The 24,925-nt window shown below is 66.5% G+C and carries 21 protein-coding genes; 9 read left to right on the forward strand and 12 right to left on the reverse strand.

The window, feature by feature from the left end; genetic code table 11:
• Positions 1-663 carry an endonuclease III gene (gene nth, locus ABIB28_RS11695; RefSeq protein ID WP_189677111.1) on the reverse strand — a complete coding sequence of 221 codons (663 nt, stop codon included), beginning with the start codon at positions 661-663 and terminating at the stop codon, positions 1-3.
• Complete coding sequence (gene dapB, locus ABIB28_RS11700) at positions 660-1,388, reverse strand: 4-hydroxy-tetrahydrodipicolinate reductase (protein WP_354288256.1); 729 nt, start codon at positions 1,386-1,388, stop codon at positions 660-662. Before dapB ends, nth begins: the two co-directional genes overlap by 4 nt.
• Before the next feature lie 174 nt (positions 1,389-1,562).
• Between dapB and ABIB28_RS11705 the strand changes: the two genes are divergently transcribed.
• Together ABIB28_RS11705 and ABIB28_RS11710 are read left to right on the forward strand one after the other, a co-directional pair.
• Complete coding sequence (locus ABIB28_RS11705) at positions 1,563-2,264, forward strand: NAD-dependent deacylase (protein ID WP_354288257.1); 702 nt, start codon at positions 1,563-1,565, stop codon at positions 2,262-2,264.
• Between the two features lie 102 nt (positions 2,265-2,366).
• Positions 2,367-2,642 (forward strand): GCG_CRPN prefix-to-repeats domain-containing protein, encoded by a 276-nt coding sequence (locus ABIB28_RS11710; RefSeq protein ID WP_189677112.1) that lies wholly within the window; start codon positions 2,367-2,369, stop codon positions 2,640-2,642.
• A 67-nt stretch (positions 2,643-2,709) separates the two neighbouring features.
• Here ABIB28_RS11710 and era read toward each other — a convergent pair whose 3' ends face one another.
• The 4 genes from era to lepB all read right to left on the reverse strand — a co-directional run bounded on the left by era (position 2,710) and on the right by lepB (position 5,661).
• Entirely contained in the window at positions 2,710-3,615 is a 906-nt protein-coding gene (era, locus tag ABIB28_RS11715; protein WP_354288258.1) for a GTPase Era, read from the reverse strand.
• Positions 3,615-3,989, reverse strand: coding sequence for a GIY-YIG nuclease family protein (locus ABIB28_RS11720; protein ID WP_354288260.1), 375 nt, complete (start codon positions 3,987-3,989; stop codon positions 3,615-3,617). Before ABIB28_RS11720 ends, era begins: the two co-directional genes overlap by 1 nt.
• A 173-nt stretch (positions 3,990-4,162) precedes the next feature.
• On the reverse strand, positions 4,163-4,843 hold the full coding sequence (gene rnc / locus ABIB28_RS11725; protein ID WP_189677115.1) for a ribonuclease III: 681 nt from the start codon (positions 4,841-4,843) through the stop codon (positions 4,163-4,165).
• Positions 4,840-5,661, reverse strand: coding sequence for a signal peptidase I (lepB, locus tag ABIB28_RS11730; RefSeq protein WP_354288262.1), 822 nt, complete (start codon positions 5,659-5,661; stop codon positions 4,840-4,842). Before lepB ends, rnc begins: the two co-directional genes overlap by 4 nt.
• Positions 5,662-5,777: 116 nt before the next feature.
• Here lepB and pgi point away from each other — a divergent pair, with 116 nt between their 5' ends.
• The 3 genes from pgi to gorA are packed head-to-tail and all read left to right on the forward strand — an operon-like array spanning position 5,778 to position 9,034.
• Complete coding sequence (gene pgi, locus ABIB28_RS11735; protein WP_189677117.1) at positions 5,778-7,268, forward strand: glucose-6-phosphate isomerase; 1,491 nt, start codon at positions 5,778-5,780, stop codon at positions 7,266-7,268.
• Positions 7,268-7,639, forward strand: a complete 372-nt coding sequence (locus tag ABIB28_RS11740) for a DUF4174 domain-containing protein (RefSeq protein ID WP_354288263.1) — start codon at positions 7,268-7,270, stop codon at positions 7,637-7,639. Before pgi ends, ABIB28_RS11740 begins: the two co-directional genes overlap by 1 nt.
• A gap of 45 nt (positions 7,640-7,684) precedes the next feature.
• Positions 7,685-9,034: a glutathione-disulfide reductase gene (gene gorA, locus ABIB28_RS11745; protein WP_189677118.1), complete on the forward strand. Its 1,350-nt coding sequence runs from the start codon at positions 7,685-7,687 to the stop codon at positions 9,032-9,034.
• A gap of 136 nt (positions 9,035-9,170) precedes the next feature.
• Here the strand turns inward: gorA and ABIB28_RS11750 are convergent, their stop codons facing one another.
• Positions 9,171-9,596 (reverse strand): hypothetical protein, encoded by a 426-nt coding sequence (locus tag ABIB28_RS11750; protein WP_354288264.1) that lies wholly within the window; start codon positions 9,594-9,596, stop codon positions 9,171-9,173.
• Between the two features lie 143 nt (positions 9,597-9,739).
• On the opposite strand from ABIB28_RS11750, the gene thrS reads away from it, so the two are divergent.
• From thrS to ABIB28_RS11765, 3 genes are all read left to right on the forward strand, one after another.
• Entirely contained in the window at positions 9,740-11,743 is a 2,004-nt protein-coding gene (thrS, locus tag ABIB28_RS11755; RefSeq protein ID WP_354288265.1) for a threonine--tRNA ligase, read from the forward strand.
• Positions 11,744-11,894: 151 nt separating this feature from the next.
• Entirely contained in the window at positions 11,895-12,398 is a 504-nt protein-coding gene (gene infC / locus ABIB28_RS11760; protein WP_354288266.1) for a translation initiation factor IF-3, read from the forward strand.
• 243 nt (positions 12,399-12,641) lie between these two features.
• The gene (locus tag ABIB28_RS11765; protein WP_322160708.1) at positions 12,642-15,467 is read left to right on the forward strand and encodes a TonB-dependent receptor; all 2,826 of its coding nucleotides are present in this window, start codon (positions 12,642-12,644) and stop codon (positions 15,465-15,467) included.
• Positions 15,468-15,557: 90 nt separating this feature from the next.
• Here the strand turns inward: ABIB28_RS11765 and ABIB28_RS11770 are convergent, their stop codons facing one another.
• The 5 genes from ABIB28_RS11770 to mutS form a co-directional block, all read right to left on the reverse strand.
• Positions 15,558-15,959 carry a VOC family protein gene (locus ABIB28_RS11770; protein WP_354288267.1) on the reverse strand — a complete coding sequence of 134 codons (402 nt, stop codon included), beginning with the start codon at positions 15,957-15,959 and terminating at the stop codon, positions 15,558-15,560.
• A gap of 108 nt (positions 15,960-16,067) precedes the next feature.
• The gene (locus ABIB28_RS11775) at positions 16,068-16,529 is read right to left on the reverse strand and encodes a YaiI/YqxD family protein (protein WP_354288268.1); all 462 of its coding nucleotides are present in this window, start codon (positions 16,527-16,529) and stop codon (positions 16,068-16,070) included.
• A gap of 55 nt (positions 16,530-16,584) precedes the next feature.
• The gene (locus ABIB28_RS11780; protein ID WP_354288269.1) at positions 16,585-19,329 is read right to left on the reverse strand and encodes a [protein-PII] uridylyltransferase; all 2,745 of its coding nucleotides are present in this window, start codon (positions 19,327-19,329) and stop codon (positions 16,585-16,587) included.
• A 113-nt stretch (positions 19,330-19,442) separates the two neighbouring features.
• On the reverse strand, positions 19,443-19,730 hold the full coding sequence (locus tag ABIB28_RS11785) for a hypothetical protein (RefSeq protein ID WP_354288270.1): 288 nt from the start codon (positions 19,728-19,730) through the stop codon (positions 19,443-19,445).
• 190 nt (positions 19,731-19,920) lie between these two features.
• A complete protein-coding gene (gene mutS, locus ABIB28_RS11790; protein WP_354288320.1) occupies positions 19,921-22,494 on the reverse strand; it encodes a DNA mismatch repair protein MutS in 2,574 nt (857 codons plus the stop codon).
• Positions 22,495-22,649: 155 nt separating this feature from the next.
• Between mutS and ABIB28_RS11795 the strand changes: the two genes are divergently transcribed.
• Complete coding sequence (locus tag ABIB28_RS11795) at positions 22,650-24,917, forward strand: NADP-dependent malic enzyme (RefSeq protein WP_133190331.1); 2,268 nt, start codon at positions 22,650-22,652, stop codon at positions 24,915-24,917.
• The last annotated feature ends 8 nt before the right edge of the window (positions 24,918-24,925 follow it).

The raw sequence follows: 24,925 nt of genomic DNA on the forward strand, positions 1-24,925 counted from the left end.
TCAGGGCTCCTTCGGCAGCGCAGCCTTGGGCGGCGGCGTCTTGGGCTTGAACGCACAGAGATCGGCGACGATGCAGCGCCAGCATTCGGGCCGCCGCGCCTTGCAGACATAGCGACCGTGCAGGATCAGCCAGTGATGCGCGTGGAGCCGGAACGGTTGCGGGGTCGCCTTGTCGAGCTTGAGCTCGACCGCGAGCGGGGTTTTCCCGCGCGCGAGGCCGGTGCGGTTGCCGACGCGGAAGATGTGCGTGTCGACCGCGAAAGTCTCGGCGCCGAACGCGACGTTGAGCACCACATTGGCGGTCTTGCGCCCCACGCCGGGGAGCGTCTCGAGCGCGTCGCGGTCGTTCGGCACTTCGCCGCCATAGACGTCGACCAGCCGCTGCGAGAGCGCGATGACGTTCTTGGCTTTGGTGTTGAACAGGCCGATCGTCTTGATGTGCTGCTTCAGCGCATCCTCGCCGAGATCGAGCATTTGCTGCGGCGTCGTCACCGTTTCGAACAGCCGCCGCGTCGCCTTGTTGACGCCCACATCGGTCGCTTGCGCCGACAGCGCGACCGCGACGACGAGCTGGAACGGGTTGCCCGCCTCGAGCTCGGTCTCGGGATGCGGATTGTCGGCGGCGAGCCGCGCGTAGAATTCGACGATTTCGGCGCGCTTCACACGCCGAGCACCTCGTCCATCCCGTAGCGCCCGGCCGGCTTGTCGACGAGCCACAGTGCCGCGGTGATCGCGCCGCGCGCGAAGATCGCGCGGTTCTCGGCGCGGTGGCCGAGCTCGATCCGCTCGCCTTCGCCGGCGAAGATCACTTGATGGTCCCCCGCGACCGAGCCGCCGCGCAAGCTGGAAAAGCCGATCGTGCCCTCGGAACGCGCACCGGTCAGCCCGGCACGGTCCGCGACGCGCGCTTCGGCGAGCGGGATGCCGCGGCCGGCCGCCGCCGCTTCGCCGAGCAGCAAGGCGGTGCCCGAGGGGGCATCGACCTTGTGGCGATGGTGGAATTCGGAGATTTCTATGTCCCATTCGGGCCCAAGCCGCGCGGCGGCGTCGCGCACGAGCTTGGCGAGCAGCGTCACGCCGAGCGAGACGTTGCCCGTTTGCAGCACTGCGATGTCGGCAGCGGCGGCGTCGATCATCGCGTGGTGCGTGGCAGCGAGGCCGGTCGTGCCGATCAGGATCGGCGTTCCCGTCCGGCGCGCGGCGGCGAGCGTGCGTTCGAGCGCCGAAGGCGAGGAGAAATCGACCAGCACGTCCGAACCGTGCGCCAGCGCCGCAGGGTCGCCGCCCGCGTCGATCCCGCCGGCGAGCGTCGCGCCCAGATCGGGGACGATCGCCGCCAAGGCATGTCCCATCCGCCCAGCGCTGCCAATGATCCCGATCGCGGTCACGCACATTCCCTTCCGATAGGTTCGCGGCGGCCTTAGCCAATGGCCGGGCGACATGCCATGCGCGAATTGCCCCAGCCTCGTGCTTCGCCGCGGATTGCAAGGACGGCTACTGCGAGCGCGGTTTTAATTGCAGCAAGAATAGCAGCTTCCAGCCCGATCGGCTAAGCCTCGATGATGCAGGACAGTCGCAGCATCGTCGTTCTCACCGGTGCCGGTATTTCGGCCGAAAGCGGCATCGCGACCTTTCGTGGGCCCGGCGGGCTCTGGGAGGGGCACCGCGTCGAGGATGTCTGCACGCCCGAGGCGCTCGCGCACGATCCCGAGCTCGTCCACCGCTTCTACGATGCACGGCGAGCGGCATTGGCGCGCGTCGAGCCCAACGCCGCGCATCACGCGCTGGCGCGGCTCGATGCCGAGTGGGGTGGGGATTTGCTGATCGTGACGCAGAACGTCGACGATCTGCATGAGCGCGCCGGGGCCAAGCGGTTGCTCCACATGCACGGCGAATTGCAATCGGCGCTGTGTGCTGTCTGTGGTGCGCACATGCGCTGGCTGGACGCGTTGCCGCCGGGGTCGGTGTGCCCGGCGTGCGGGGCGGCGGCGCTCCGCCCCGACATCGTCTTCTTCGGCGAGATGCCGTACGCGATGGACACGATTGAGCGCGCGCTCGGGACGGCGGACCTGTTCGTGTCGATCGGGACGTCGGGCGCGGTCTATCCCGCGGCGGGCTTCGTCCAGGGCGCGCGGCATGCCGGCGCGCGCACGCTCGAGCTCAATCTCGAGCGATCGGCGGGAAGCGCGTTCTTCCACGAAACGCGGCTCGGCGCGGCGGGAAGCCTGGTGCCGCACTGGGTCGATGCGATGCTGGCGGGATGAGCGAGCAGGCCCGGCATGGCCATTTTGGAACGGGTTGCCGCCCCTCTCGTTTGTGAGGTCAGCCCGACGGGCTTTGCTCTAACGCTATATCGAGAGGGTCTCATGAAAAAGCTTCTTGCCGCCATCCTCCTCACCGGGGCTGCAACGCTCGGCACCACTACCGCTGCGGACGCGCGCGACGGCTGCGGTCGTGGCGCGTTTCGCGGCCCCGCTGGCCATTGCCGCGTGATGCGTGGCGGGCCTGCCTTTGTCGGCGGTCCCGTCTATCGCGGTGGTCCGCGCCTGATCGTCGGTCGCCGCTACGATCGCGGCTATTGGGACGGTCGCCGCTACTGGCAGAACCGCTATCGCCACCATGGCGGCTGGCGCTACCGCTAAGCCCTGACGTTTGCGTGCAAAACCCCGCGTCGCAGCTTGCGGCGCGGGGTTTTCATGGGCGCGAGGATCAATCGACCCAGTCGAGCCCCATGTCGCGATAGACGTCGCGTTCGTCGTCCCAGCCGGGACGAACCTTGACGTGCAGATAGAGATGCACCGGGCGACCTATGATGCCGGCGAGCTCGGTCCGTGCGCGCGCGCCGATCTCCTTGATCCGCGCGCCGCCCTTGCCGAGCACGATCGCGCGCTGCGTCGGGCGTTCGACCAGGATCTGCTGGTGGATCTCGACCGACCCGTCTTCGCGCTCGAGATACTGCTCGGTCTCGATCGTCGACGCATAGGGCAACTCGGCGTGGAGCTGCAGGTACAGCTGCTCGCGCGTCACTTCGGACGCCAGGCTGCGCTCGCTCGCGTCGGACACCTGGTCCTCGGGGAAATGCCACGGGCCCTCGGGCATCCGGTTCGCGAGATGTGCCTTCAATTCGGGCAGGCCGTCACCGGTCGATGCGCTGACGAAGAAGATTTCGTCGAACTGCACCATCGCGGTGAGCTTCTCGGCATGGAGCAAAAGCTTGCCCTTGTCGGCGAGATCGACCTTGTTGAGGATGAGATATTTGGGCTCGGGGCGGTGCGCGATCGCCTCGGCGATGGTGGTGACCTTCGAGCCCAGCCCGCCCTTGGCATCGACCACCAGGGCCAGCACGTCGGCGCCGTCGGCCCCGCCCCACGCGGCCTGGACCATCGCGCGGTCGAGCCGGCGCTTGGGTTCGAAGATGCCGGGGGTGTCGACCAGCAGCAGCTGGGTGTCGCCCTCGATAGCGACGCCCATTAGCCGGACACGCGTGGTCTGCGCCTTCGGGCTGACGATCGCGACCTTCTGGCCGACCAGCGCATTGACGAGCGTCGACTTGCCGGCGTTGGGCGCGCCGAGGATCGCGACGAGGCCGCATTTGTGGGTGGGGGTGTCGGTCATTAGCGGTCCTTGGGCGGTACAGGCCCTTCGACAGGCTCAGGGCGAACGGGGGAAACGAAGGACCCCGCCCCCACCTCCGTTCGCCCTGAGCCTGTCGAAGGGCTCGTTCGATCTTGGCGATTGCGCGCCAGTAAAGAAAGCCGCGCCCAATCGCCAGCGATTAGGGCTTCCTTCTTGGCGCGCGTCCATCCTTTGACGCGGCGTTCGGCTTCGAGCGCTTCGAAACGGGAGGGGAAATCCTGAGTCCAGACGAGCGTGACCGGGCGGCGGGTGTGGGTGAAGCCGCCAGTCAGGCCGGACTGATGCTGGCCGATGCGGTATTCGAGATTGTCGGTATGGCCGATATAGTAGTGCCCGTCGGCGCAGCGCAGCATGTAGGTTCAGAACGCCATAACGCTCCCCCGTTGCGAGGGCCCTTCGACAGGCTCCGGGCGAACGGGGAAGGGGGTGCCCCACTCAAAACCCGATCCTCAAGGCCGATCGAAGTGACCCGCTCTATATAAAGCGAGCCCCACATACCCGTTCGCCCTGAGCCTGTCGAAGGGCCTTACCCGCGTGACCCCTGCCGCACCTTTTCCAGCAACGCCGTCGCCGCCGCGGTCTCTGCTTCCTGCTTCGAACTCCCCTCGGCCTCCGCCTCGGCGAACGTCCCGATCACCGCCTTCACGCGGAAGCGCGGCGCGTGGTGCGGGCCCGAGCGGTCGACCACTTCGTACGCCGGCGCCTTGCGGTTGTTCGCCGCGGCCCATTCCTGCAGCGCCGATTTGGGGTGCTGCGGCACGGTCAGTTCGCGGCTGGCGCGGTCGGCCCAGGCGGTGCGGATCGCGCGGCGGGCGCCATCGAGCCCGGCCTCACGGTAGAGCGCGCCGATCAGCGCCTCCATCACATCGCCGAGCACATTGTCGCTGTCCGACGCGCCATCGTCGCGCGCTTGCTTGCCGAGCTTCAATTGTGCCGCGACGCCCAGGCCGCGCGCGACATCGGCGCATACCGCGCCCGTCACCAGCGCATTGAAGCGCTTCGACAGCGCGCCTTCGGGCTCGTTCGGGAACAGCTCGAACAGCCATTCCGCCATCACCAGCCCGAGCACGCGGTCGCCGAGGAATTCGAGCCGCTCGTAATTCGCCTTGGCCTGGCTGCCATGCGTCAGCGCGCGCTCGAACGGCGCGATGTCGCGTGGGGTGTGGCCGAGGCTCGCGGCGATCCAGGCGCCGAGGTCAGCGCTCAAAAGCCTTCCCCGATGCGGCTCCAGCGTGCCGCCGAGAACCACGTCCAGGGCAGGACCCAATTGGCGCTGCCGTCGGTCGAGAAGAAGGAGAACACCGCCTTGCCCTCGATCCGCTCCATCGGGACCATCCCCATGCCTTCGGGCGGCGCGAAGCGGCTGTCGCCGCTGTCGTCGCGATTGTCGCCCATCACGAAGACGTGGCCCGCGGGGACGTTGTAGACACCCGTCTCGTCGGCATTGATCTGCTCGCCGCGGTCGAGCACGGCATAGCTCTTGCCGTTCGGCAGCGTCTCGCGGAATTGCTGGTAACGGCAGATCGGCTTGCCCGCGCTCATGTCCTCGAACTCGGCGGGGCATTCGCTGCCGCCGGGGTAATTGGGCGAGAGCGGGATCGTGAAGTCGGCGATCTTGATCTTGGGCACGGCACGGCCGTTGAGGATCACCTGGCCGCCCCGCATCTGCACGCTGTCGCCGGGCAAGCCGATCACGCGCTTGATCACGTCATGGTCGTCGCCCGGAGGGCCGCGGAACACAACGACGTCGCCGCGCGCCGGATCGCGGCCGAGGATCCGCCCCGGGATCAGCGGCACGCCCCATGGCAGCGACCAGCGCGAATAGCCGTAATTCCACTTCGAGACGAATAGATAGTCGCCGATATAGAGCCGCGGCAGCATCGACTGCGACGGGATGCTGAACGGCGCGAACACGAAGCTGCGGAACACGAACACGACGATCGCGAGCTTGAGGAAGAAGACGAGCGTTTCGCGCGTTTCGGATTTGCGCGGCGCAAGGTCGCGGAGCGGTGTTGGATCGGCCATAGCGCGCGGTTTGGTGCTGCGGGCCCACATCGTCAAGCTGGTGGTTGTAATGCCGCCTCGATAGGGCGATCTAGCGCGGGAATCGTTTCCCTCCCCACGACCGATGAGGTACCTGCATGTCTGCCGACTGGACCGCGATCGAGGCTTTGCCCTCGCCCAAGCTCGAGACGCTGTTTGCGGAGGATGCCAATCGGCTCGAGACCTTCAGCGTCGACGTCGCCGGGATCCATTTCGACTGGTCGAAGACGCATCTGACGACCGAGGCGGTCACCGCGTTCGAGGCGCTCGCCAAGGCGCAGGATCTGCACGGCAAGCGCGAGGCGCTGTTTTCGGGCAAGGTCATCAACGTCACCGAGAACCGCTCGGTCACCCACGTCGCCGAGCGCGGCGAGGGGAGCGAGGACGATAACGCCAAGGCCGCCGCGCTCCACGCGCGGATGCGCGCGCTGATCGACGCGATCGCGGCGGGTGCGCTTGGTGACATCCGCCACGTGCTCCACGTCGGCATCGGTGGCTCGGCGCTCGGCCCCGACCTGCTGATCGATGCGCTGGGGCGCGAGGACACCGCATACGAGGTCGCGATCGTCTCGAACATCGACGGCGCCGCGCTTGAAGAAGTTTTCAAGAAGTTCGATCCGACCGCGACGCTGCTGGTGATCGCGTCGAAGACCTTCACCACCAAGGAAACGCTGACCAACGCCGATTCGGTGCTGCAGTGGATGGGCGAGGCGGGCGTCGAGGACGCCTATGGCCGCGTCATCGCGCTGACGGCCGATCCCGACAAGGCAGTCGAATGGGGCGTCGACGAGACGCGCGTGCTGCCCTTCGCCGATTCGGTCGGCGGGCGCTATTCGCTCTGGTCGTCGATCGGCTTCCCCGCCGCGATCGCGCTCGGTTGGGACAATTTCGCCGAGCTGCTCGAGGGCGCTGCCGAGATGGACCGGCATTTCCAGCACACCACGCTCAGCCAGAACGCGCCCGCGCTCGCGGCATTTGCCGATCTCTATTACACGCAAGTCCGCCACGCCGAGACGCGCGCGACCTTCGCTTATGACGAGCGGTTGCGGCTGCTGCCGTCGTATCTCCAGCAGCTCGAGATGGAATCGAACGGCAAGGGCACGACGATCGACGGGCAGAAGCTCGACCGGCCGAGCGCGGCGATCACCTGGGGCGGGGTCGGCACTGACGCGCAGCATGCGGTGTTCCAGCTGCTCCACCAGGGCACGCACCTCGTGCCAGTCGAATTCGTCGCAGTGATCGAGGCTGGCGATACGCTGTCGGAGGATCATCACCGCCAGTTGCTGCTCAACGCCTTTGCGCAGGGTGCGGCGTTGATGAAGGGCCGTCCCAACGACGATCTGGCGCGCAGCTATTCGGGCGACCGACCGAGCTCGACGATCCTGATCGACGATCTCGACGCCCGCACGCTCGGCGCGCTGATCGCCTTCTACGAACAGCGCGTGTTCGTCAGCGGCGTGCTGCTCGGGATCAACTCGTTCGATCAATTCGGCGTCGAACTCGGCAAGGAAATGGCAAAGGCCGCCGACGCGGGCGACCAGGAGTTCGACGTGTCGACCACCGACCTGATCAAGCGCGCGTTCGGGTGATGCTGCTCGCGGCGGCGATCGCGGCGGCTACGGTCGCCGATATGCGGTACGAGCGCCGCGTACTGATCGTCGCCGCGCCGAACGAAGCCGATGCGCGACGCATCGCGCAGCGGGCCTCGCTCGAAGCGATGCCGCAGGAGCTCGGCGATCGTGACGTCACGGTCGTCGAGGTGACCGGCGATAGCGTGCGCGGTGCGACGGATAGCGCGGCGGCGCTCAGGACGCGCTGGCGGCTGCCCAAGGCGGCGTTCGGCATCGTCCTGGTCGGCAAGGACGGCAATGCCGCGCTGCGTCGTGCCGCGCCGATCGATCGCGCCACGTTGGTCGCGACGATCGATGCGATGCCGATGCGCCGCGCCGGGCAACGATAAAGATGAGCGACGGTCCGCATCTGTGCGACCGCAAAAGGACACGACATGGCTGAGTATGACTACGATCTTTTCGTCATCGGTGCGGGCTCGGGCGGCACGCGGGCGTCGCGCGTCGCGGCGGCCCACGGCGCTAAGGTCGCGGTGGCCGAGGAATATCGCGTCGGCGGCACCTGCGTCATCCGCGGCTGCGTGCCCAAGAAGCTGCTCGTCTATGGCGCGCATTTCGCTGAGGATCTGAAGGACGCCAAGCGCTTCGGCTGGGACGTGCCGGAGAATCTCGGGTTCGACTGGGCCCGCCTGCGCGACAATGTGATGGAGGAGGTCGACCGGATCAACGGCGCCTATACCGACACGCTGACCAATAACGGCGTCGAGATCATCCTCGATCGCGCGACGGTGACGGGGCCGCATTCGGTCAAGCTCGGCGACGGTCGCGAAGTCACCGCGGGCACCATTCTGATCGCGGTCGGCGCGACGCCGATCGTCCCCGAATGCCCGGGGCACGAGCTCGGCATCACCTCGAACGAAGTGTTCCACCTCGATGCCGTGCCCAAGCGCATCCTGATCGCGGGTGCCGGCTATATCGCCAACGAGTTCGCCGGGATCTTCAACGAATTCGGTTCGAAGGTCACGTTGATCAACCGCACCGACGTGATCCTGCGCGGCTATGACGAATCGATCCGCGACCGTTTGCTCCAGATCTCGATGATGAAGGGGCTCGATTTCCGCTTCAACGCGGCGTTCCGCGGGATCGAGAAGCAGCCCGATGGCTGCCTGCGCGTGTCGATGACGGGCCACGAGCCGATCGACGTCGATTGCGTGATGTTCGCGACGGGGCGTTCGCCCAACACCGAGGGGCTGGGGCTCGAGAGTGCCGGCGTCGAGCTCGACGACAAGGGCGCGATCGTGGTCGATCCGGACAACAAGTCGACCTGCGACAGCATCTATGCGGTCGGCGACGTCACCAACCGCGTCCAGCTGACACCGGTCGCGATTCGCGAGGGGCAGGCGTTTGCCGACACGCTGTTCGGCAACAAGCCGCACCGCGTCGATTACGAGAACATCCCTTCTGCGGTGTTCAGCCATCCCCCGATGGCGGGCGTTGGCCTCACCGAGGCACAGGCCAAGAACAAGTTCGGATCGGTGAAGGTCTATACGTCCGACTTCCGCCCGATGAAGAACGTGCTGGCGGGCCGCAACGAGCGCGCGCTGTACAAGATGGTGTGCAATGCCGAGACGGGGCAGGTGCTCGGGCTCCACATGATCGGGCCCGATTCGCCCGAGATCCTGCAGGCGGCAGCGGTCGCGGTGAAGGCCGGGCTGACCAAGGACGATTTCGACCAGACCGTCGCGTTGCATCCGTCGATGGCGGAAGAGCTGGTGCTGCTGCGCTAGGGGTCTTTCGTTAGGGCAACCAACCTTCGTCACCCCGGCCTTGTGCCGGGGTCCACCGGGACGCACTCACTGAAGGCTCAGCTCGCGCGGCACGGTGGGCCCCGGCACAAGGCCGGGGTGACGCGTTAGGTGTGTATCAGGCGGCGCGCGCGAACGCCGCCGGTCGCTCGTCATCATTCGCCGACGGCGCTGCCTTGCGCGCGCTCCGATGACGCCGCGCGCGCGGGCTCCGGCGCGAAGCGATCCGCGCAACAAGCGCGTGCCAGCCGGTCATCCCGCGTGTCGCGGTGGCGACGACCATCGTCGTCAGCACGATGTCGACATACGCCGAGATATCCCACAGCAGCACCAGCGCGATGTCGAACGGCCCGGCGAGCGCGAGCAGTTCGGTCCCCGCGACGAGAATGACCGTCATCAGCGCAAGGAAGATCAGATGCTTGCGCTCAACCCGGCCGAGCGCGGTGAGGGTCTCGCCGACCATCCGCATCATCCAGCGCGCGGCAGCGGTCTCCGGGAAGCGCTTGAGCACCACAATCGCGAACACCAGCAGACCCGTCAGCATCATCGTTCCCCCGTTTCCCATGCCCGAGATGGGGTGTCCGTGCCGCCATACCAGTCCCGGGGATGACGGCGCGCTTGCACGTGGCTATATCGGCGCTCCCGGTGTCACCGCCGGTTCCTATTGTCCCACGAAAGACCGCGATAATGTCCGCCATGTTCCGCATCACGCTGCCCGACGGTTCCGTCCGCGAGGTAGCCCCGGGGACTACCCCGGCCGATGTGGCCGCTGCGATCGGTCCCGGCCTCGCCAAGGCCGCCATCGCCGCGCGGATCGACGGCGAGCTGCGCGACATCATGCGCCCGTTCGAGGGCGACACGCAGCTGGCGCTGGTGACCTCGAAGGACGAGGCCGATGCGCTCGAACTCGCGCGCCACGATTTCGCGCACGTCCTCGCCGAAGCGGTCCAGCATCTCTTCCCCGGCACGCAGATCACCTTCGGTCCCTCGACCGACGACGGCTTCTATTATGACTTCGCGCCGAAGGATCGCCCCTTCACCGACGAGGATCTGCCCGCGATCGAGGCCGAGATGCGCCGCATCATTGCCAAGAACGAGCCGCTGATCCGCGAAGTGTGGAGCCGCGCCGATCTGATCGCGCGCTGGCAGGCCGAGGGCGAGACCTTCAAGGCCGAATGGGCCGCCGAACTCCCCGAGGGCGAGGAACTGACGGTCTACAAGGCGGGCAACGGCCCCGGCGCCTGGCTCGACATGTGCCGCGGACCGCATCTCGCCTCGACCGGCAAGCTCGACCCCAACGCGTTCAAGCTGACGCGCGTCTCGGGTGCGTATTGGCGCGGCGACCAGAAGAACGCGATGCTCAGCCGCGTCTATGGCACCGGCTGGCTCAACAAGAAGCAGCTCGACGCGCATCTCACGATGCTCGAGGAGGCCGGCAAGCGCGACCATCGCAAGATCGGGCAGGAGATGGACCTGTTCCACCTCCAGTCCGAGGCGCAGGGCTCGGTGTTCTGGCACCCCAAGGGCTTCATCCTGTGGCGGCAGCTGGAAGCCTATATGCGCCGCCGGCTCGATGCGGCGGGCTATGCCGAGGTCAAGACGCCGCAGCTGATGGACGCGCGCCAGTGGGAGCAGTCGGGGCATTGGGGCAAGTATCGCGAGAACATGTTCGTAGTGCCCGACGAGATCCCCAATACCGAGGATGACGCCGCGATCTTCAGCGGCACCGCCGACCTGATGGCGCTGAAGCCGATGAATTGCCCGGCGCACGTGCTGATCTTCCGCCAGGGGATCAAATCGTATCGCGACCTGCCGATCCGCATGGCCGAGTTCGGCTGCTGCCATCGCAACGAGCCGCACGGCGCGCTCCACGGCATTATGCGCGTCCGCCAGTTCACGCAGGACGATGCGCATATCTTCGTGCGCGAGGACCAGCTCGTCGCCGAGGTGCAGCAATTCTGCGAGCTGCTCGACAGCGTGTACCGCGACCTCGGGTTCGAGGATTATGCGGTTAAGCTCGCGCTGCGTCCCGACAAGCGCTTCGGCAGCGAAGAGATGTGGGACACGGCCGAGGACGAACTGCGCAAGGCGGTGCTCGGATCGAAGCTCAGCGATTCGATCAAGGCCAAGTTCGAGGAACTGCCGGGCGAGGGGGCCTTCTATGCGCCCAAGCTCGAATTCCACCTGACCGATGCGATCGGGCGGACTTGGCAGGTCGGTACGATCCAGTCGGACCGCGTGCTGCCCGAGCGACTCGACGCATCGTACGTCGGCGCGGATGGCGAGCGGCATCGCCCGATCATGCTCCACCGCGCGATTCTCGGCACGTTCGAGCGCTTCATCGGCATCCTGATCGAGCATCACGCCGGGCGCTTCCCGCTGTGGCTGTCGCCGGTGCAGGCGGTGGTCGCGACGATCGTCTCCGACGCCGACGATTACGCGCGCGAGGTCGCCGAGAAACTCAAGGCGGCGGGGATCCGCGTCGAAACCGATCTGCGCAACGAGAAGATCAACTACAAGGTGCGCGAGCATTCGCTGGCGAAGGTTCCCAACCTGCTCGTCGTCGGCAAGCGCGAGGCCGAGGAAGGCAAGGTCGCGCTGCGGCAATTGGGCAGCGACCGCCAGCAGTTCCTGACGCTCGACGACGCGATCGCGATGCTGACCGAGGCGGCCAAGGCCCCGGATCTGTAACCGGGTTGCGCTCCCCGGCCTTCGCCGGGGAGCGCGCGACGAAGATGCGCGACGCCACCTTTCGTTTTGCCCGAAAAAGCCCTATATCGTCCCTGAAACAATCGCAGGAGCTACACCTATCCGACCCCCGATGACCCGCCAGGCGCCGCCGATGAATGGCCCTCGCTTCAACGAATTCATTGTATCGCCCAAGGTTCGCGTGATCGACCAGGACGGTGAGAACCTCGGTGTGATGTACACCCGCGAGGCGATGGAGCAGGCGCGCGAGGTCGGTCTCGACCTGGTCGAAGTGTCGCCCAACGCCGATCCGCCCGTCGCCAAGTTCCTTGATGTCGGCAAGTTCAAGTACGAGGCGCAGAAGAAGGCCAACCTCGCGCGGAAATCGCAGAAGACGCAGGAGATCAAGGAGATCAAGATGCGTCCGAACATCGATGACAATGACTATGACACCAAGATGAAGAAGGTGCTCGAGTTCATCGACGAGGGCGACAAGGTCAAGATCACGCTGCGCTTCCGCGGGCGTGAATTGAGCCACGGCCAGCTCGGCATGGTCCTCCTCCAGCGCGTCCAGGCCGATGTCGCCGAGACCGCCAAGGTCGAGGCCTATCCGCGCATGGAAGGCCGTCAGATGCTGATGGTGCTCGCGCCCAAATAAGTCCTGAAATACAACCTTTTCCGGGCTGGCCGACGCGTTTGCGCGCCGGCCCGGGGCATTCCCAGCATTACGTAGCGTCATTTCGGGGCCGCCATCGCGCGCGCGGCTGGGCCGGTGTGGCCATACTACATCACCTATCTTCTAAATCGTGTTTCCGCAGGGCTTTTTGCTTTACGCTCAGCCTTGCGTAGCTATTCGGGGCGACAATACCCAAAAAACTAAAAAACGTTGGAGAGTTCTGAAATGCGCAAAACCGCGTACTTATTGTCGGTCGCTGCTGTCGCGATCTCGGCACCTGCTTTCGCCCAGACTGCCCCCGCCACCACGCAACAAGACGCACAGGTCGGAACCTCCGCAACCGCTCCCGCCGCCACCCAGGACAACAATGCCGGCGACATCATCGTCACCGCGACGCGCCGCTCCGAGCGTCTGTCGAACGTGCCGATCGCGGTCTCGGCCGTCGGGCAGGAATCGCTGCAGAATTCTGGCGGTTCCGACATTCGCGCGCTCAACCAGCTGGCGCCGTCGCTGCTGATTTCCTCGACCGGCAGCGAATCGAACGCCTCGGCGCGTATCCGCGGCGTCGGCACCGTCGGCGACAATCCCGGTCTCGAAAGCTCGGTCGCGGTGTTCATCGACGGCGTCTATCGCAGCCGCACCGGCGTCGGTCTCAACGAACTCGGCGAGATCGACCGCGTCGAAGTGCTGCGCGGGCCACAGGGCACGTTGTTCGGCCGCAACGCATCGGCCGGCCTCATCAACATCATCACCGCATCGCCGAAATTCACCTTCGGCGGCTATGCCGAGGGCACCTACGGCAATTACGACCAGAAGCGCCTTGCTGGCGGGATCACCGGGCCGATCACCGACCAGCTCGCGTTCCGTCTCGACGGCGTCTACGTCAATCGCGATGGCTTCTACCGCACGGTCAACCCGGCGAACGGTACAGAGTCGCGCGTCAACAATCGCGACCGCTACTTCGTCCGTGGGCAATTGCTGTTCAAGCCGACCGCCGACCTCAGCTTCCGCCTGATCGGCGATTATTCGCACCGCAAGGAAAGCTGCTGCGGCGCGACCTATTACAGCCAGAAGCAGACCTTCGATCCGACCGCGAATGCGGTCCAGGCCAATGGCAGCTCGGTCAATGACGACCGCGCCGTTTCGGTAAGCCCGGCCAATCCGATCGTCGACATCCTGCGCCGTGCCGGTGCGACCTATCCGCTGGCCGGCAACACGCCGGGCACCTTCAACCGCGAAGTCGCGATCACGCCGGGCCAGACGTATCGCAACACGACGGTCGACTATGGCGGGTCGCTCCAGGCCGACTGGAATCTCGGCGGCGCGACGCTGACCTCGATCACTGCATACCGCGAATACAAATCCGGCAATGCCGGTGACGTCGACTACACCAATATCGATCTGACGCACCGCGCGGCCGACGGCAACGCCTACCGCCAGTTCCACACCTTCACGCAGGAAGCGCGCCTCCAGGGGTCGGCCTTCGGCGACAAGCTCGACTGGCTCGTCGGCGGCTTCTACTCGAAGGAGACGCTCCGCGTTGTCGACAACGCGGTGTTCGGCGCGAATTACGGCGCGTTCGCCGCGTGCCGTCTGGTCACCAACATCAGCCAGAATGCCGCGCTGCAGGACAACGGGGCGCCTGGTTGCCTTTCGCCCATCGGCCGCGCGACGGTCACTGGCGCGTTCGGTACGCTGGCACCCGCAGTGCTCGGCGGGCTCGATCGCCTGACGGGTGGCCCGGGCCTCGGCGGCGGCGTCAACAACGTCGGCGACAACGGTTCGGTCTATCGCCAGAAGAGCGAGAATTACGCGTTCTTCACGCACAACATCTTCCACATCACCGACACCGTCTCGCTGACGCTCGGCGCGCGCTACACGCACGAAGCCAAGACCTTCAGCGCGAACTTCAACAACACCAACACGGTCTGCCCCGTGCAGCAGGCCAATCTGGGACCGCTGCTGAGCAGCGCCGCTGTCCCGGCATCGGCCAAGGGCTTTATCGGCGGCATCCTGACGCTGAGCTGCACCGGCAACTCGTCCTCGTCGCTCAACGCACTCAACCTGCAGAACAATTTCGGCGAGGGTAAGGTGACGGGTACGGCGGTGCTGTCGTGGAAGCCGATCCCCAGCCTGCTGACCTATGCGTCTTATGCCAAGGGCTACAAGTCGGGCGGCTACAACCTCGATCGCTCGCCACTCGGCGGTGCATCGGGCGTGTTCAGCCCGCGCAGCAATGCCGATGCGGCGGCGCTGCGGTTTGCGGCGGAAACGGTCAACAGCTACGAACTCGGCGCCAAGTTCAAGACGCGCGGCTTCAGCCTCAACGTCGCGGCGTTCCGGTCGGAGTTCAAGAACTTCCAGCTCAACACCTTCAACGGCTCGGTCTTCGTCGTGCAGAACCTGATCGGCTGCTCGACCAGCCTCAACGGCGGCGACACCGACAATCTGGCCGCGACCGGCCAGTGCACGGGCAAGGCGGACAAGCCCGGCGTGATCTCGCAGGGCGTCGAGCTCGAAGCGACGATGACGCCGATCCGCCAGTTCCAGGTGACGGCAGGCTACACCTTCGCCGACACCAAGATTGCGCGCAATCTGGTCGGCAACTCGGCGGGTGCACCGCTCGATCCGGCGTTGTTCCTGCTCCCCGGCAGCCAGCTGTCGAACGCCCCGCGTCACGTCGTGACGACGTCGGCGGCGTGGACGCCCGATCTCGGCTCGAACGGCATGTCTGGCTTGGTCTATGTCGATAGCCGCATGACCTCCGACTATAACACCGGGTCGGATCTGGCGCCCGAGAAGAAGCAGGACGGCTTTGCGCTGGTCAATGCGCGTCTCGGCATCCGCGGCAAGGATCAGCTGTGGGCGATCGAGTTCTGGGCACAGAACGTGTTCAACAAGCAGTACATCCAGGTCGCGTTCAACACGCCGTTCCAGGGCGCTGGCTCGTCGGCCAACGTCGCAAGCTTCGGCGGAACGGGCAATGCGCTCTACTCGGCCTTCCTCGCCGAGCCGCGCACCTACGGCGTGACGCTGCGCTCGCGCTTCTGACGCGCCTAATGCTGGATTAAGGGCGGCCCGCTCCTCGATTGCGAGGGGCGGGCCGTCTTTTTTGTAGCGGAGCCGGCGGGTTCGCCTGGCTCAGCGGGCCGGGTGCTCGGGCGGCACGGTCGGCTCCCACAGCTCGATCGGATTGCCCTCGGGGTCGTGAATGCGCACGAAGCGCCCGACTGCCGGATCGTTCCAATCCTCGTTGGTCACGACTTCGATCCCCGCCAGGCCGAGCGCGATCGTCAGCCCTTCAAGATCGCGGACGCGCAAATTGAGCATGTACGGCTTGTCGCGCGTGAAATAATCGGTGTCGTCGGCAAACGGCGCGAACACCAGGGGGCCGCCTTGCGCTTGCCACGCCCATTCGTCGGGGGTCGCACCCTCGACCGAGACGCACCCCGCACCGACCCCGAGGTGGTGGCGATACCATTCGGACAGTGCGTCCGGATCCTTGCTGCGGAAAAACAGGCCGCCAATTCCGAGTACCGGCATCGATCGTTCCTTTCGTGCATGCGTGGGCAAGATGCGTCGCGGGAATCGATTATCCCCCAGGGGTTTACGGCAGATCGGGGCGATCGCCAATGGCGCAGCGCAGCGGGGTCAGCGCGCGCGCAGCACTCGGCTGATCGCCAGATCGAGCGCCGAGAGGAAGCGCGAGCGATCCTCCTTGCGGAACGGCGCCGGGCCGCCGGTCTGCTCGCCGCCGGCGCGCAGATCCGCCATGATCGCGCGCACCGCGATCGCGCTGCCGATCGAGCTGCTGGTGAAGGCCTTGCCGGTCGGCCCGATCACCACCGCGCCGGCCTTGAGACAGCGATCGGCGAGCAGGATATCGGCGGTCACGACGATCGTCGCGGCATGCGCATGCTCGGCGATCCAGTCGTCGGCGGCATCGAACCCCGAATCGACGACGACGCGCGAGATCAGCGGATGGACCGGGATGCGCAGGTGCATGTTGCTTACCACGATCACCGGCACGTCGACGCGGTACGCGACGCGGTAGATCTCGTCCTTCACCGGGCAGGCATCGGCGTCGACCAGGATCTGCGGTTGGATGGTCACGCTCTGCCCATGCCACGCCGCCCGCCGCGGCGACAAGCCGTCCGCGCATCGCGACTCATGCCGCGTCGGCCATCCGCTCCCCGGCCGCGGCGGCGAGTAAGCGCCGCTCGATCGTCTTGAGCCGCGCCGCCGCAGCGATCTTGTCGCCGGTCAGATCGGTCAGATAGAAAGTGTCGACCGCGCGCTCGCCATAGGTTGCGACATGCGCCGAATGGATCGTCACCCGCGACTGGAACAGCGTGTAGGCGAGCTGGTGGAGCAGCGCCGGCCGGTCACGCGCATTGACCTCGATGACGGTGAAGCGGTTCGACGCCTTGTTGTCGATCAGCACGTTGGGTGCGATCGCGAAGGCTTCTGCGCGCGGACGGGGAAGCGGCTTCGCCATCAGCCGATCAATCATCTTGCCGCGATTGGCGAGCGCGTCCTCGATCGCCTGTTTCAGTCGAGCAAGTTGCCCGGCTTCGTCGAACGGACGGCCGAACGGATCCTGGACGAGGAAATTGTCGAGTGCCATGCCGTCGCGCGTGGTGTGAATCCGCGCGTCGATGATGTTGCCGCCCGCCACGCTGATTGCGCCGGCAATGCGGTAGAACAGCCCGGGATGATCGGCCGCGTAGATCGTCACGAGCGTTGCGCCGCGCTCGGGATAGACTTGCGCTGCGATCGATAGCTGCGCGTCTCCGGCTTCCTCCACCAAGCGCGCATTGCGGGCGATCACGTCCTCGGGCTCGGCCACCCAATAGGGCTCGGGCAGCCGACGGATCAGCGCGTCGAAATGCGCCGTGCTCCAGCCGAGCAGATCGCGCAACGCCGCCTGCTTGACCGCGACGCGCTCGCTACGGCCCTTCTGTTTGTGCCCGAGCCGCAGCACTTCCTCGGCCGAGTCGTAGAGCGTCGCGAGCAACTGCCGCTTCCAGCCGTTCCACACGCCTGGCCCGACCGCGCGAATATCGACGACGGTCAGCAGCAGCAGCAGCCGAAGCCGCTCGGGGCTTTGCACGATCTCGGTGAAGTCGAGGATCGTCTTGAAGTCCGACAAATCGCGCTTGAACGCGGTCGCCGACATCAGCAGGTGGAAGCGCACGAGCCAGGCGACGGTTTCGGTTTCGGCGGGCGACAGGCCGAAGCGCGGGCACAGCTTGTGCGCCACCTCGGCGCCGAGGATCGAATGGTCGCCGCCGCGGCCCTTGGCGATATCGTGGAGCAGCACCGCGACATACAGCGCGCGGCGCGACACGATCTGATGGAGCAAGACCGTCGCGAGCGGATGGTCGACCTCGAGATCGCCATGCTCGATCTTTGCAAGCAGCCCGATCGCACGGATCGTGTGTTCGTCGACGGTGTAGTGGTGATACATGTCGAACTGCATCTGCGCGACGACGCGGGCGAAATCCGGAACGAAGCGGCCGAACACGCCGGCTTCGTTCATCCAGCGCAGTACGATTTCCGGGTCGCGCGGCGAGGTCAGCACGTCGAGGAACAGCGCGTTGGCGGTCGGGTCCTGGCGGATGTCGTCGGCGAGCTTGGCGTCGCGCGCGGTGGCGCGCATCGTCAGCGGGTGGATTTCGAGGCCATGCTTGTCGGCGAGCGCGAACAGTTCGAGCAGCCGCGTCGGTTTCTCCGCAAGGAAGTCGTCGCTCGGGATCGCCAGGCGCCCGCGGTTGACGATGAAGCCGTTGAGCTTGCGGGGGGACCGGCGCAGCGTCGGCAACCCGAAGCGACGCCCGCGCGCAGCGAACTTCTCGTCGAGATGCGCAAGGAACACGCCGGTAAGGTCGCCTGCCGTCCGCGCCTGCAGGAAGTAGAATTGCATGAAGCGCTCGACCTTGGATTTGCCCGGTCGATCGGCAAAGCGCATCCGTTCGGCAATCTCGCGCTGCAGGTCGAAGGTCAGGCGGTCCTCGGCGCGGCCCGATATGTCGTGAAGGTGGCAGCGCACCGCCCACAGGAAATTCTCGGCGCGGTGGAACTGACGATATTCGGCGCGGCTGAGCAGCCCCGCTTCGACCAGTTGGGCGGGTTCGCTGACGTTATAGGCGAACTTGCCGATCCAGAAGAGCGCGTGGAGATCGCGCAGGCCGCCTTTGGCTTCCTTGACGTTGGGCTCGACGACATAGCGCGTGTCGCCCATCTTGCGGTGGCGCACGTCGCGCTCGGCGAGCTTGTCGGCGATGAACTGGCGCGCGCTGTCGGCCTGGACCTCGGCCTTGAAGCGACGCGCGGCCTCGTCATAGACCTCCTGGTCGCCCCACACATAGCGGGCCTCCAGCAAGGCGGTGCGGATCGTCACGTCGCTCTTGGCCTGGCGCACCATCTCGTCGAGCGAGCGGCTGCTATGGCCGACCTTCATGCCCAGGTCCCACAGCGCGTAGAGCATCGTCTCGATGACTTGCTCGGTCCAGCCGGTCTGCTTCCACGGGGTCAGAAACCCGACGTCGACGTCCGAATAGGGTGCCATTTCGCCGCGGCCATAGCCGCCGACCGCGATGATCGTGATGCGCTCGGCGGCGGTCGGGTTGCTGTTGGGGTAGAGCCGCTCGGTCGTGAAATCGTAGAGCAGCCGCAGCAATTGGTCGGTGAGGAACGCCTGGCTCGCGGCGATCTCGAGCCCGCGCGAGGGATGTTCGATCAGCCGCCGGGCAATCTCTTCGCGGCCGGCGTCGAGTGCGGCCTTCAGCAAGGCGGTGCCCTGCGTGCGCAGCGCGGCCTTGTCGCCCTCGAGCGCTGCAAGCGCATCGGCGAGACCGCGCCGATCGATGATCGCACGGCGCTGGGGGACGGATTCGAAGCGTGAGGCCATAGCGTGCAGATAGGGGGTTTGGCTGCGCGCGTCCACGCGGGCAACCCGATGCAAAAACGCCCCGCCATTGCTGACGGGGCGCTCTGTAATACGCTGTTAGCGTGCAGGGGCGCTTACTTGTCGCCGTCCTTGACGCCAACGGTCGGCACGTCGACCGTGGTCTTCTTGGTGCCGACAACGACTTCCTTCGACTTCACGTCGACATCGGGAAGCGCGCCTTCCTTGGCGCTGACGTTGATCTTCGGCATCTCGCCACCCTTGACGTTCGCACTCCAGAAGCCGGTCGCGAACAATACACCGACGACGACGAGCGCCAGGACGATGATCGTGCCAATCACCATGCCGGTGTTGCTCTTCTTTTCCACGTAAACCTTTTCGGTCGTGTCGCGATACTCAGCCATTTCAATCCTCCTTTTAAGAACCTGGCTGCACAACCTATGTTTGTTAGTATTGGTTCCGTAAACCTTGCCGATGACGATCGTAGCGCGCGCGGATGCGGTGGCGGTCAATGGCTCGCCAGCCCCGTCCGGTATTTATCGTGACGACATCCGGTCGCCGCGGTACCCGGTCTCGCCGACGCACCGTGCCGCGTCATTCGCGCGCGAGCGCCTTGAGCCGGTAGAGCGTCTCGAGCGCCTCGCGCGGCGTCAGCGCATCGACGTCAAGCGTCTCGACCTCGGCGCGGATCGCGTCGCATTGCTCCTCGGCAACTTCGAGCGCGGCGGCGAACAGCGGCAAGTCGTCGAGTCCTGCCGCGAGCCCGCCGGTTTTGGCGCGCCCGGCCTCGAGCTTGCTCAGCACCGCTTTCGCGCGCGCGATCGTCGCAGGCGGGAGGCCTGCGAGCCGCGCGACGGCAAGCCCGTAGCTGCGATCGGCGGGCCCCTCGGACACTTCGTGGAGGAGCACGAGTTCGCCCTTCCACTCGCGCGCGCGGACGTGATGGAGCGTCAGCGCGTCGCAGCGCTCGGCGAGCCGCGTCAGCTCGTGATAATGCGTCGCGAACAGGCAGCGGCAGCGATTATCCTCGTGGATCGCCTCGACCACCGCCCAGGCGATCGCCAGCCCGTCATAGGTCGAGGTACCGCGCCCGACTTCATCGAGGATGACGAAGCTGCGCGGCGTCGCCTGCGCGAGGATCGCGGCGGTCTCGACCATCTCGACCATGAAGGTCGAACGCCCGCGCGCGAGATTGTCCGACGCGCCGACGCGGCTGAACAGCCGATCGACCACGCCGAGCGTCGCGGCGGTGGCGGGGACGTAGCTGCCCGCCTGGGCAAGCACCGCGATCGCGGCGTTCTGGCGCAGGAAGGTCGATTTGCCGCCCATGTTGGGGCCGGTGACAAGCCACAGCCGCGAGTCTTCGGACAGGCGGCAATCGTTGGCGACGAAGCGCTCGCCGCGTTTTGCGAGCGCGTCCTCGACCACCGGGTGGCGCCCGCCGACGATGTCGAAACAGGCGTGATCGACAAGGGCAGGGCGCGCCCAGCCGCCTTCGGTCGCGCGCTCGGCAAGGCCGGCCGAGACGTCGAGCCGCGCGAGCGCATCCGCGGTGGCGGCGACCGCTTCGCGCTTGGCGAGCGCGGCGGCGATCAGATCCTCGAGATGCGCCGCTTCGGCCGCGAGCGCGTGTGCGCCGGCCTGCGTCACCTTCAGCGCGACCTCGTGGAGTTCGGGTGCGTTGAAGCGGATCGCGCCCGCCATCGTCTGGCGATGGGTAAAGCCGCTGTCGGGTTTCATCAGCGCATCGCCGAAGCGCGCGGGCACTTCGATATGATAGCCGAGCACGCCGTTATGGCGGATCTTCAGCGCGGTGACGCCGGTACGGTTACGGAATTCTGCCTCGAGCGCGGCGATCGCACGCCTGCCGCCCGCGCCCGCATCGCGCAGGTCATCGAGCGCTGCGTCATAGCCCGGCGCGATATAGCCGCCGTCCGAGGCGTCGATCGGCGGGCTCGCGACGAGCGCGCGCGTCAGCAGGTCGATCAGCGCGCCGTGACCGCGCAGCGCGGGCGCGAGTTCGCCGAGCAGCGCGGGCGGCTGCTCGATCTTGCCGAGCCGCTCGCCGAGCCGCCATGCGCCGTCGAGCCCGTCGCGCAATTGCCCGAGATCGCGGGGGGACCCGCGTCCCGCCGCGAGCCGCCCGAGCGCGCGGCCAATGTCGGCCATGCTGCGCAGCGTCCCGCGCAAGGCCTCGCGCAACCCCGCATCCTCGGCGAGCAACGTGACCAGATCGAGCCGCGCCTCGATCCGGCCGCGGTCCATCAGCGGCGCGCCGATATCGGCCGCCAGCAGTCGCGCGCCTGCCGCCGTCACCGTGCGGTCGACCGCGTCGAGCAGGCTGCCCTTGCGCGCGCCGTTGGTGGTCTGCGTGAGTTCAAGGCTTTCGCGCGTCGCCGCGTCGATCCCCATCTGCTGCGCGGTCTGGGCGAGGCGTGGGGGGCGCAGGAAGGGGATCGCGCCCTTGGCCGTATGGTCGAGATAGGCGACGAGACCGCCTGCCGCAGCGAGCGCCGCGCGCCCGAACTGGCCGAAGCCGTCGAGCGTGGCGACGTCGTACAGCGCCTTGAGCCGCGTCTCCCCCCGTCCGCTGTCGAAATCGGCGCGGGGGCGCAGCATTGTCGCCGCTTCGCCAAACGCCGTCGCTTCGGACGCGATCGTCTCGGCCGGCGCGAGCCGTGCGAGTTCGGCACCAAGGCTCGCCGCATCGCACTCGATCAGCTCGAAACGCCCGGTCGAGATGTCGGCGGCGGCGACCGCGACGCCGCCCGCGGCCTCGCCGATCGCGACGCACCAGTTCGCGGTGCGCGCGTCGAGCAGCGCCTCCTCGGTCAACGTCCCCGCCGTCACCACGCGGACGATCGCGCGCGCGACGAGCGTCTTGCCGCTGCGCTTCTTGGCGTCAGCCGGGCTCTCGGTCTGCTCGGCGATCGCGACGCGGTGGCCGGCCTTGATCAGCCGCGCGAGATAGGCGTCGGCGGCATGGACCGGGACGCCGCACATCGGGATCGGCACGCCGTCATGCTCGCCGCGCGCGGTGAGCGCGATGTCGAGTACCGCGGCGGCGATCTTCGCATCGTCGAAGAACATCTCGAAGAAATCGCCCATCCGGTAGAACAGCAGGCAATCGCGCGCGTCGGCCTTGAGCGCCAGATATTGCGCCATCATCGGGGTAGGGGGGGTGCTCGCCATCGCCCGGCAACTAGCAACGAATTGGCGGCGCGTCATGCCGAACGATCGTGTCAAATCGTGAAGCGTGCATCTGCGGGGTGACGTGGGGGAAGGCATTGCCTACAGACACAGGCGATTCCGAAAGGCCGAGCATGTCCACAGACACCAATCCGCAGAATGTCCAGTTTTCAGAGCGCGAAGCGCTGCTGTTCCATTCGGAGGGGCGTCCGGGCAAGCTCGAGATCATCGCGTCGAAGCCCATGGCGACTCAGCGCGACCTCGCTCTGGCCTATTCGCCGGGCGTCGCGGTGCCGGTGCTGGCGATCGCCGCTGACCCGAGCCTCGCTTACGATTACACCGCCAAGGGCAACCTCGTTGCGGTCATCTCGAACGGCACTGCGATCCTCGGGCTCGGCAATCTTGGCGCGCTCGCGTCGAAGCCGGTGATGGAAGGCAAGGCGGTGCTGTTCAAGCGCTTTGCCGATGTCGACGCGATCGACATCGAACTGAAGACCGAAGATCCAGACCGGCTGATCGACGCGATCGAATTGATGGAGCCGAGCTTTGGCGGCATCAACCTCGAGGACATCAAGTCGCCCGAATGCTTCATCATCGAGCAGACGCTGCGCGCCAAGATGAACATCCCGGTGTTCCATGACGACCAGCACGGCACCGCGATCATCTGCGCCGCCGGCCTGATCAACGCGCTGTTCCTGACGGGCCGCGACATCAAGACCACCAAGGTGGTGATGAACGGCGCGGGCGCAGCGGCGATCGCCTGCGCCGAGCTGATCAAGGCAATGGGGCTGCCGAGCGATCATCTGACGATGGTCGATTTGGGCGGCATCATCTATCAGGGTCGCGACGACGTGAACCAGTGGCAGTCGGCGCACGCCGTCGTCACCGAAAAGCGCACGCGCGCCGAGGCGCTCGACGGTGCCGACGTGTTCATCGGCGTGTCCGCCGCGGGTGCTTTGCCCGCCGCCGACCTGATGAAGATGGCGCCCAAGCCGATCATCTTCGCAATGGCCAATCCCGATCCCGAGATCACCCCGCCGGAAGCCAAGGCGGCGCGCCCCGATGCGATCATCGCGACCGGGCGATCGGATTATCCGAACCAGATCAACAACGTGCTCTGCTTCCCGTTCATCTTCCGCGGCGCGCTCGACGTGCGCGCGACGACGATCAACGACGAGATGAAGCTCGCCGCGGCGCATGCGCTGGCGGCGCTCGCGCGCCAGCAGGTACCCGAGGAAGTCGCGGTCGCCTACGGCGTGCGCCACACCTTCGGCCCCGATTACATCATCCCCGCGCCGTTCGATCCGCGGCTGATGGAGATCGTCCCCGTCGCGGTCGCCAAGGCGGCGATGGATTCGGGCGTGGCGACCAAGCCGATCCTCGACCTCGACGCCTATCGCGAGAAATTGAAGGCGCGCCTCAACCCGACCACCTCGGTGCTGACGCTCGCTTACGAAGGCGCCAAGGCGCATCCCAAGCGCGTGCTGTTCGCCGAGGGCGAGGAAGAAGTCGTGCTGCGCGCCGCGATCGCGTTCAAGGATGGCGGCTACGGCACGCCGGTACTCGTCGGGCGCGACGACGTGCCCGAGCGGTTGCGCGCATTGGGCGTCACCGATCCTGATAGCTATGAGCTCCACAACAGCCGCAAGTCGCCGCTGGTGCCGCGGATGGTCGACTTCCTTTATGGCCGGCTCCAGCGCCGCGGCTATCTGCGTCGCGATTGCGAGCGGATGATCAACCAGGATCGCAACATCTTCGGCGCGGTGATGCTCCAGCTCGGCGAAGCCGACGCGATGATCACCGGCATCACGCGCACCTATGCGCACACGATGCGCGAAGTCCGCCGCGTGATCGATCCCGAGGCGGGCCGCACGCCGTTCGGCATCCATCTGATGGTCGGGCAGAGCCACACGGTGTTCATGGCCGATACCACGGTCAACGAACGCCCCAATGCCGAGGAACTCGCCGACATCGCCGAGGGCACCGCGCTGGTCGCCAAGCGGATGGGCCACGAGCCGCGCGTCGCCTTCCTCAGCTATTCGACCTTCGGCAATCCCGAGGGCAATTGGCTCGACGATATCCGCGCCGCGGTGAAGGTGCTCGACGCGCGCAAGGTCAGCTTCGAATATGAAGGCGAAATGGCGCCCGACGTTGCGCTCAACCCCCGGCAGCTCGCCAATTATCCGTTCGCGCGGCTGTCGGGGCCGGCCAACGTGCTGATCCTGCCGGGGCTGCAATCGGCCAACATTTCGGCCAAGCTGCTGCGCGAGCTCGGCGGCGACGCGGTGATCGGGCCGATGCTCGTCGGCATGGAAAAGTCGGTGCAGATCGCCCCGATGACGAGCACGGCCAGCGAGCTGGTGACGTTGGCGGTGCTCGCCGCAGGCGGCATCGCGCGCTGAGGCGCGGC

Source organism: Sphingomonas sp. UYEF23 (genome assembly GCF_040546165.1).
GTDB classification, from domain to species: Bacteria; Pseudomonadota; Alphaproteobacteria; order Sphingomonadales; family Sphingomonadaceae; genus Sphingomonas; species Sphingomonas glacialis.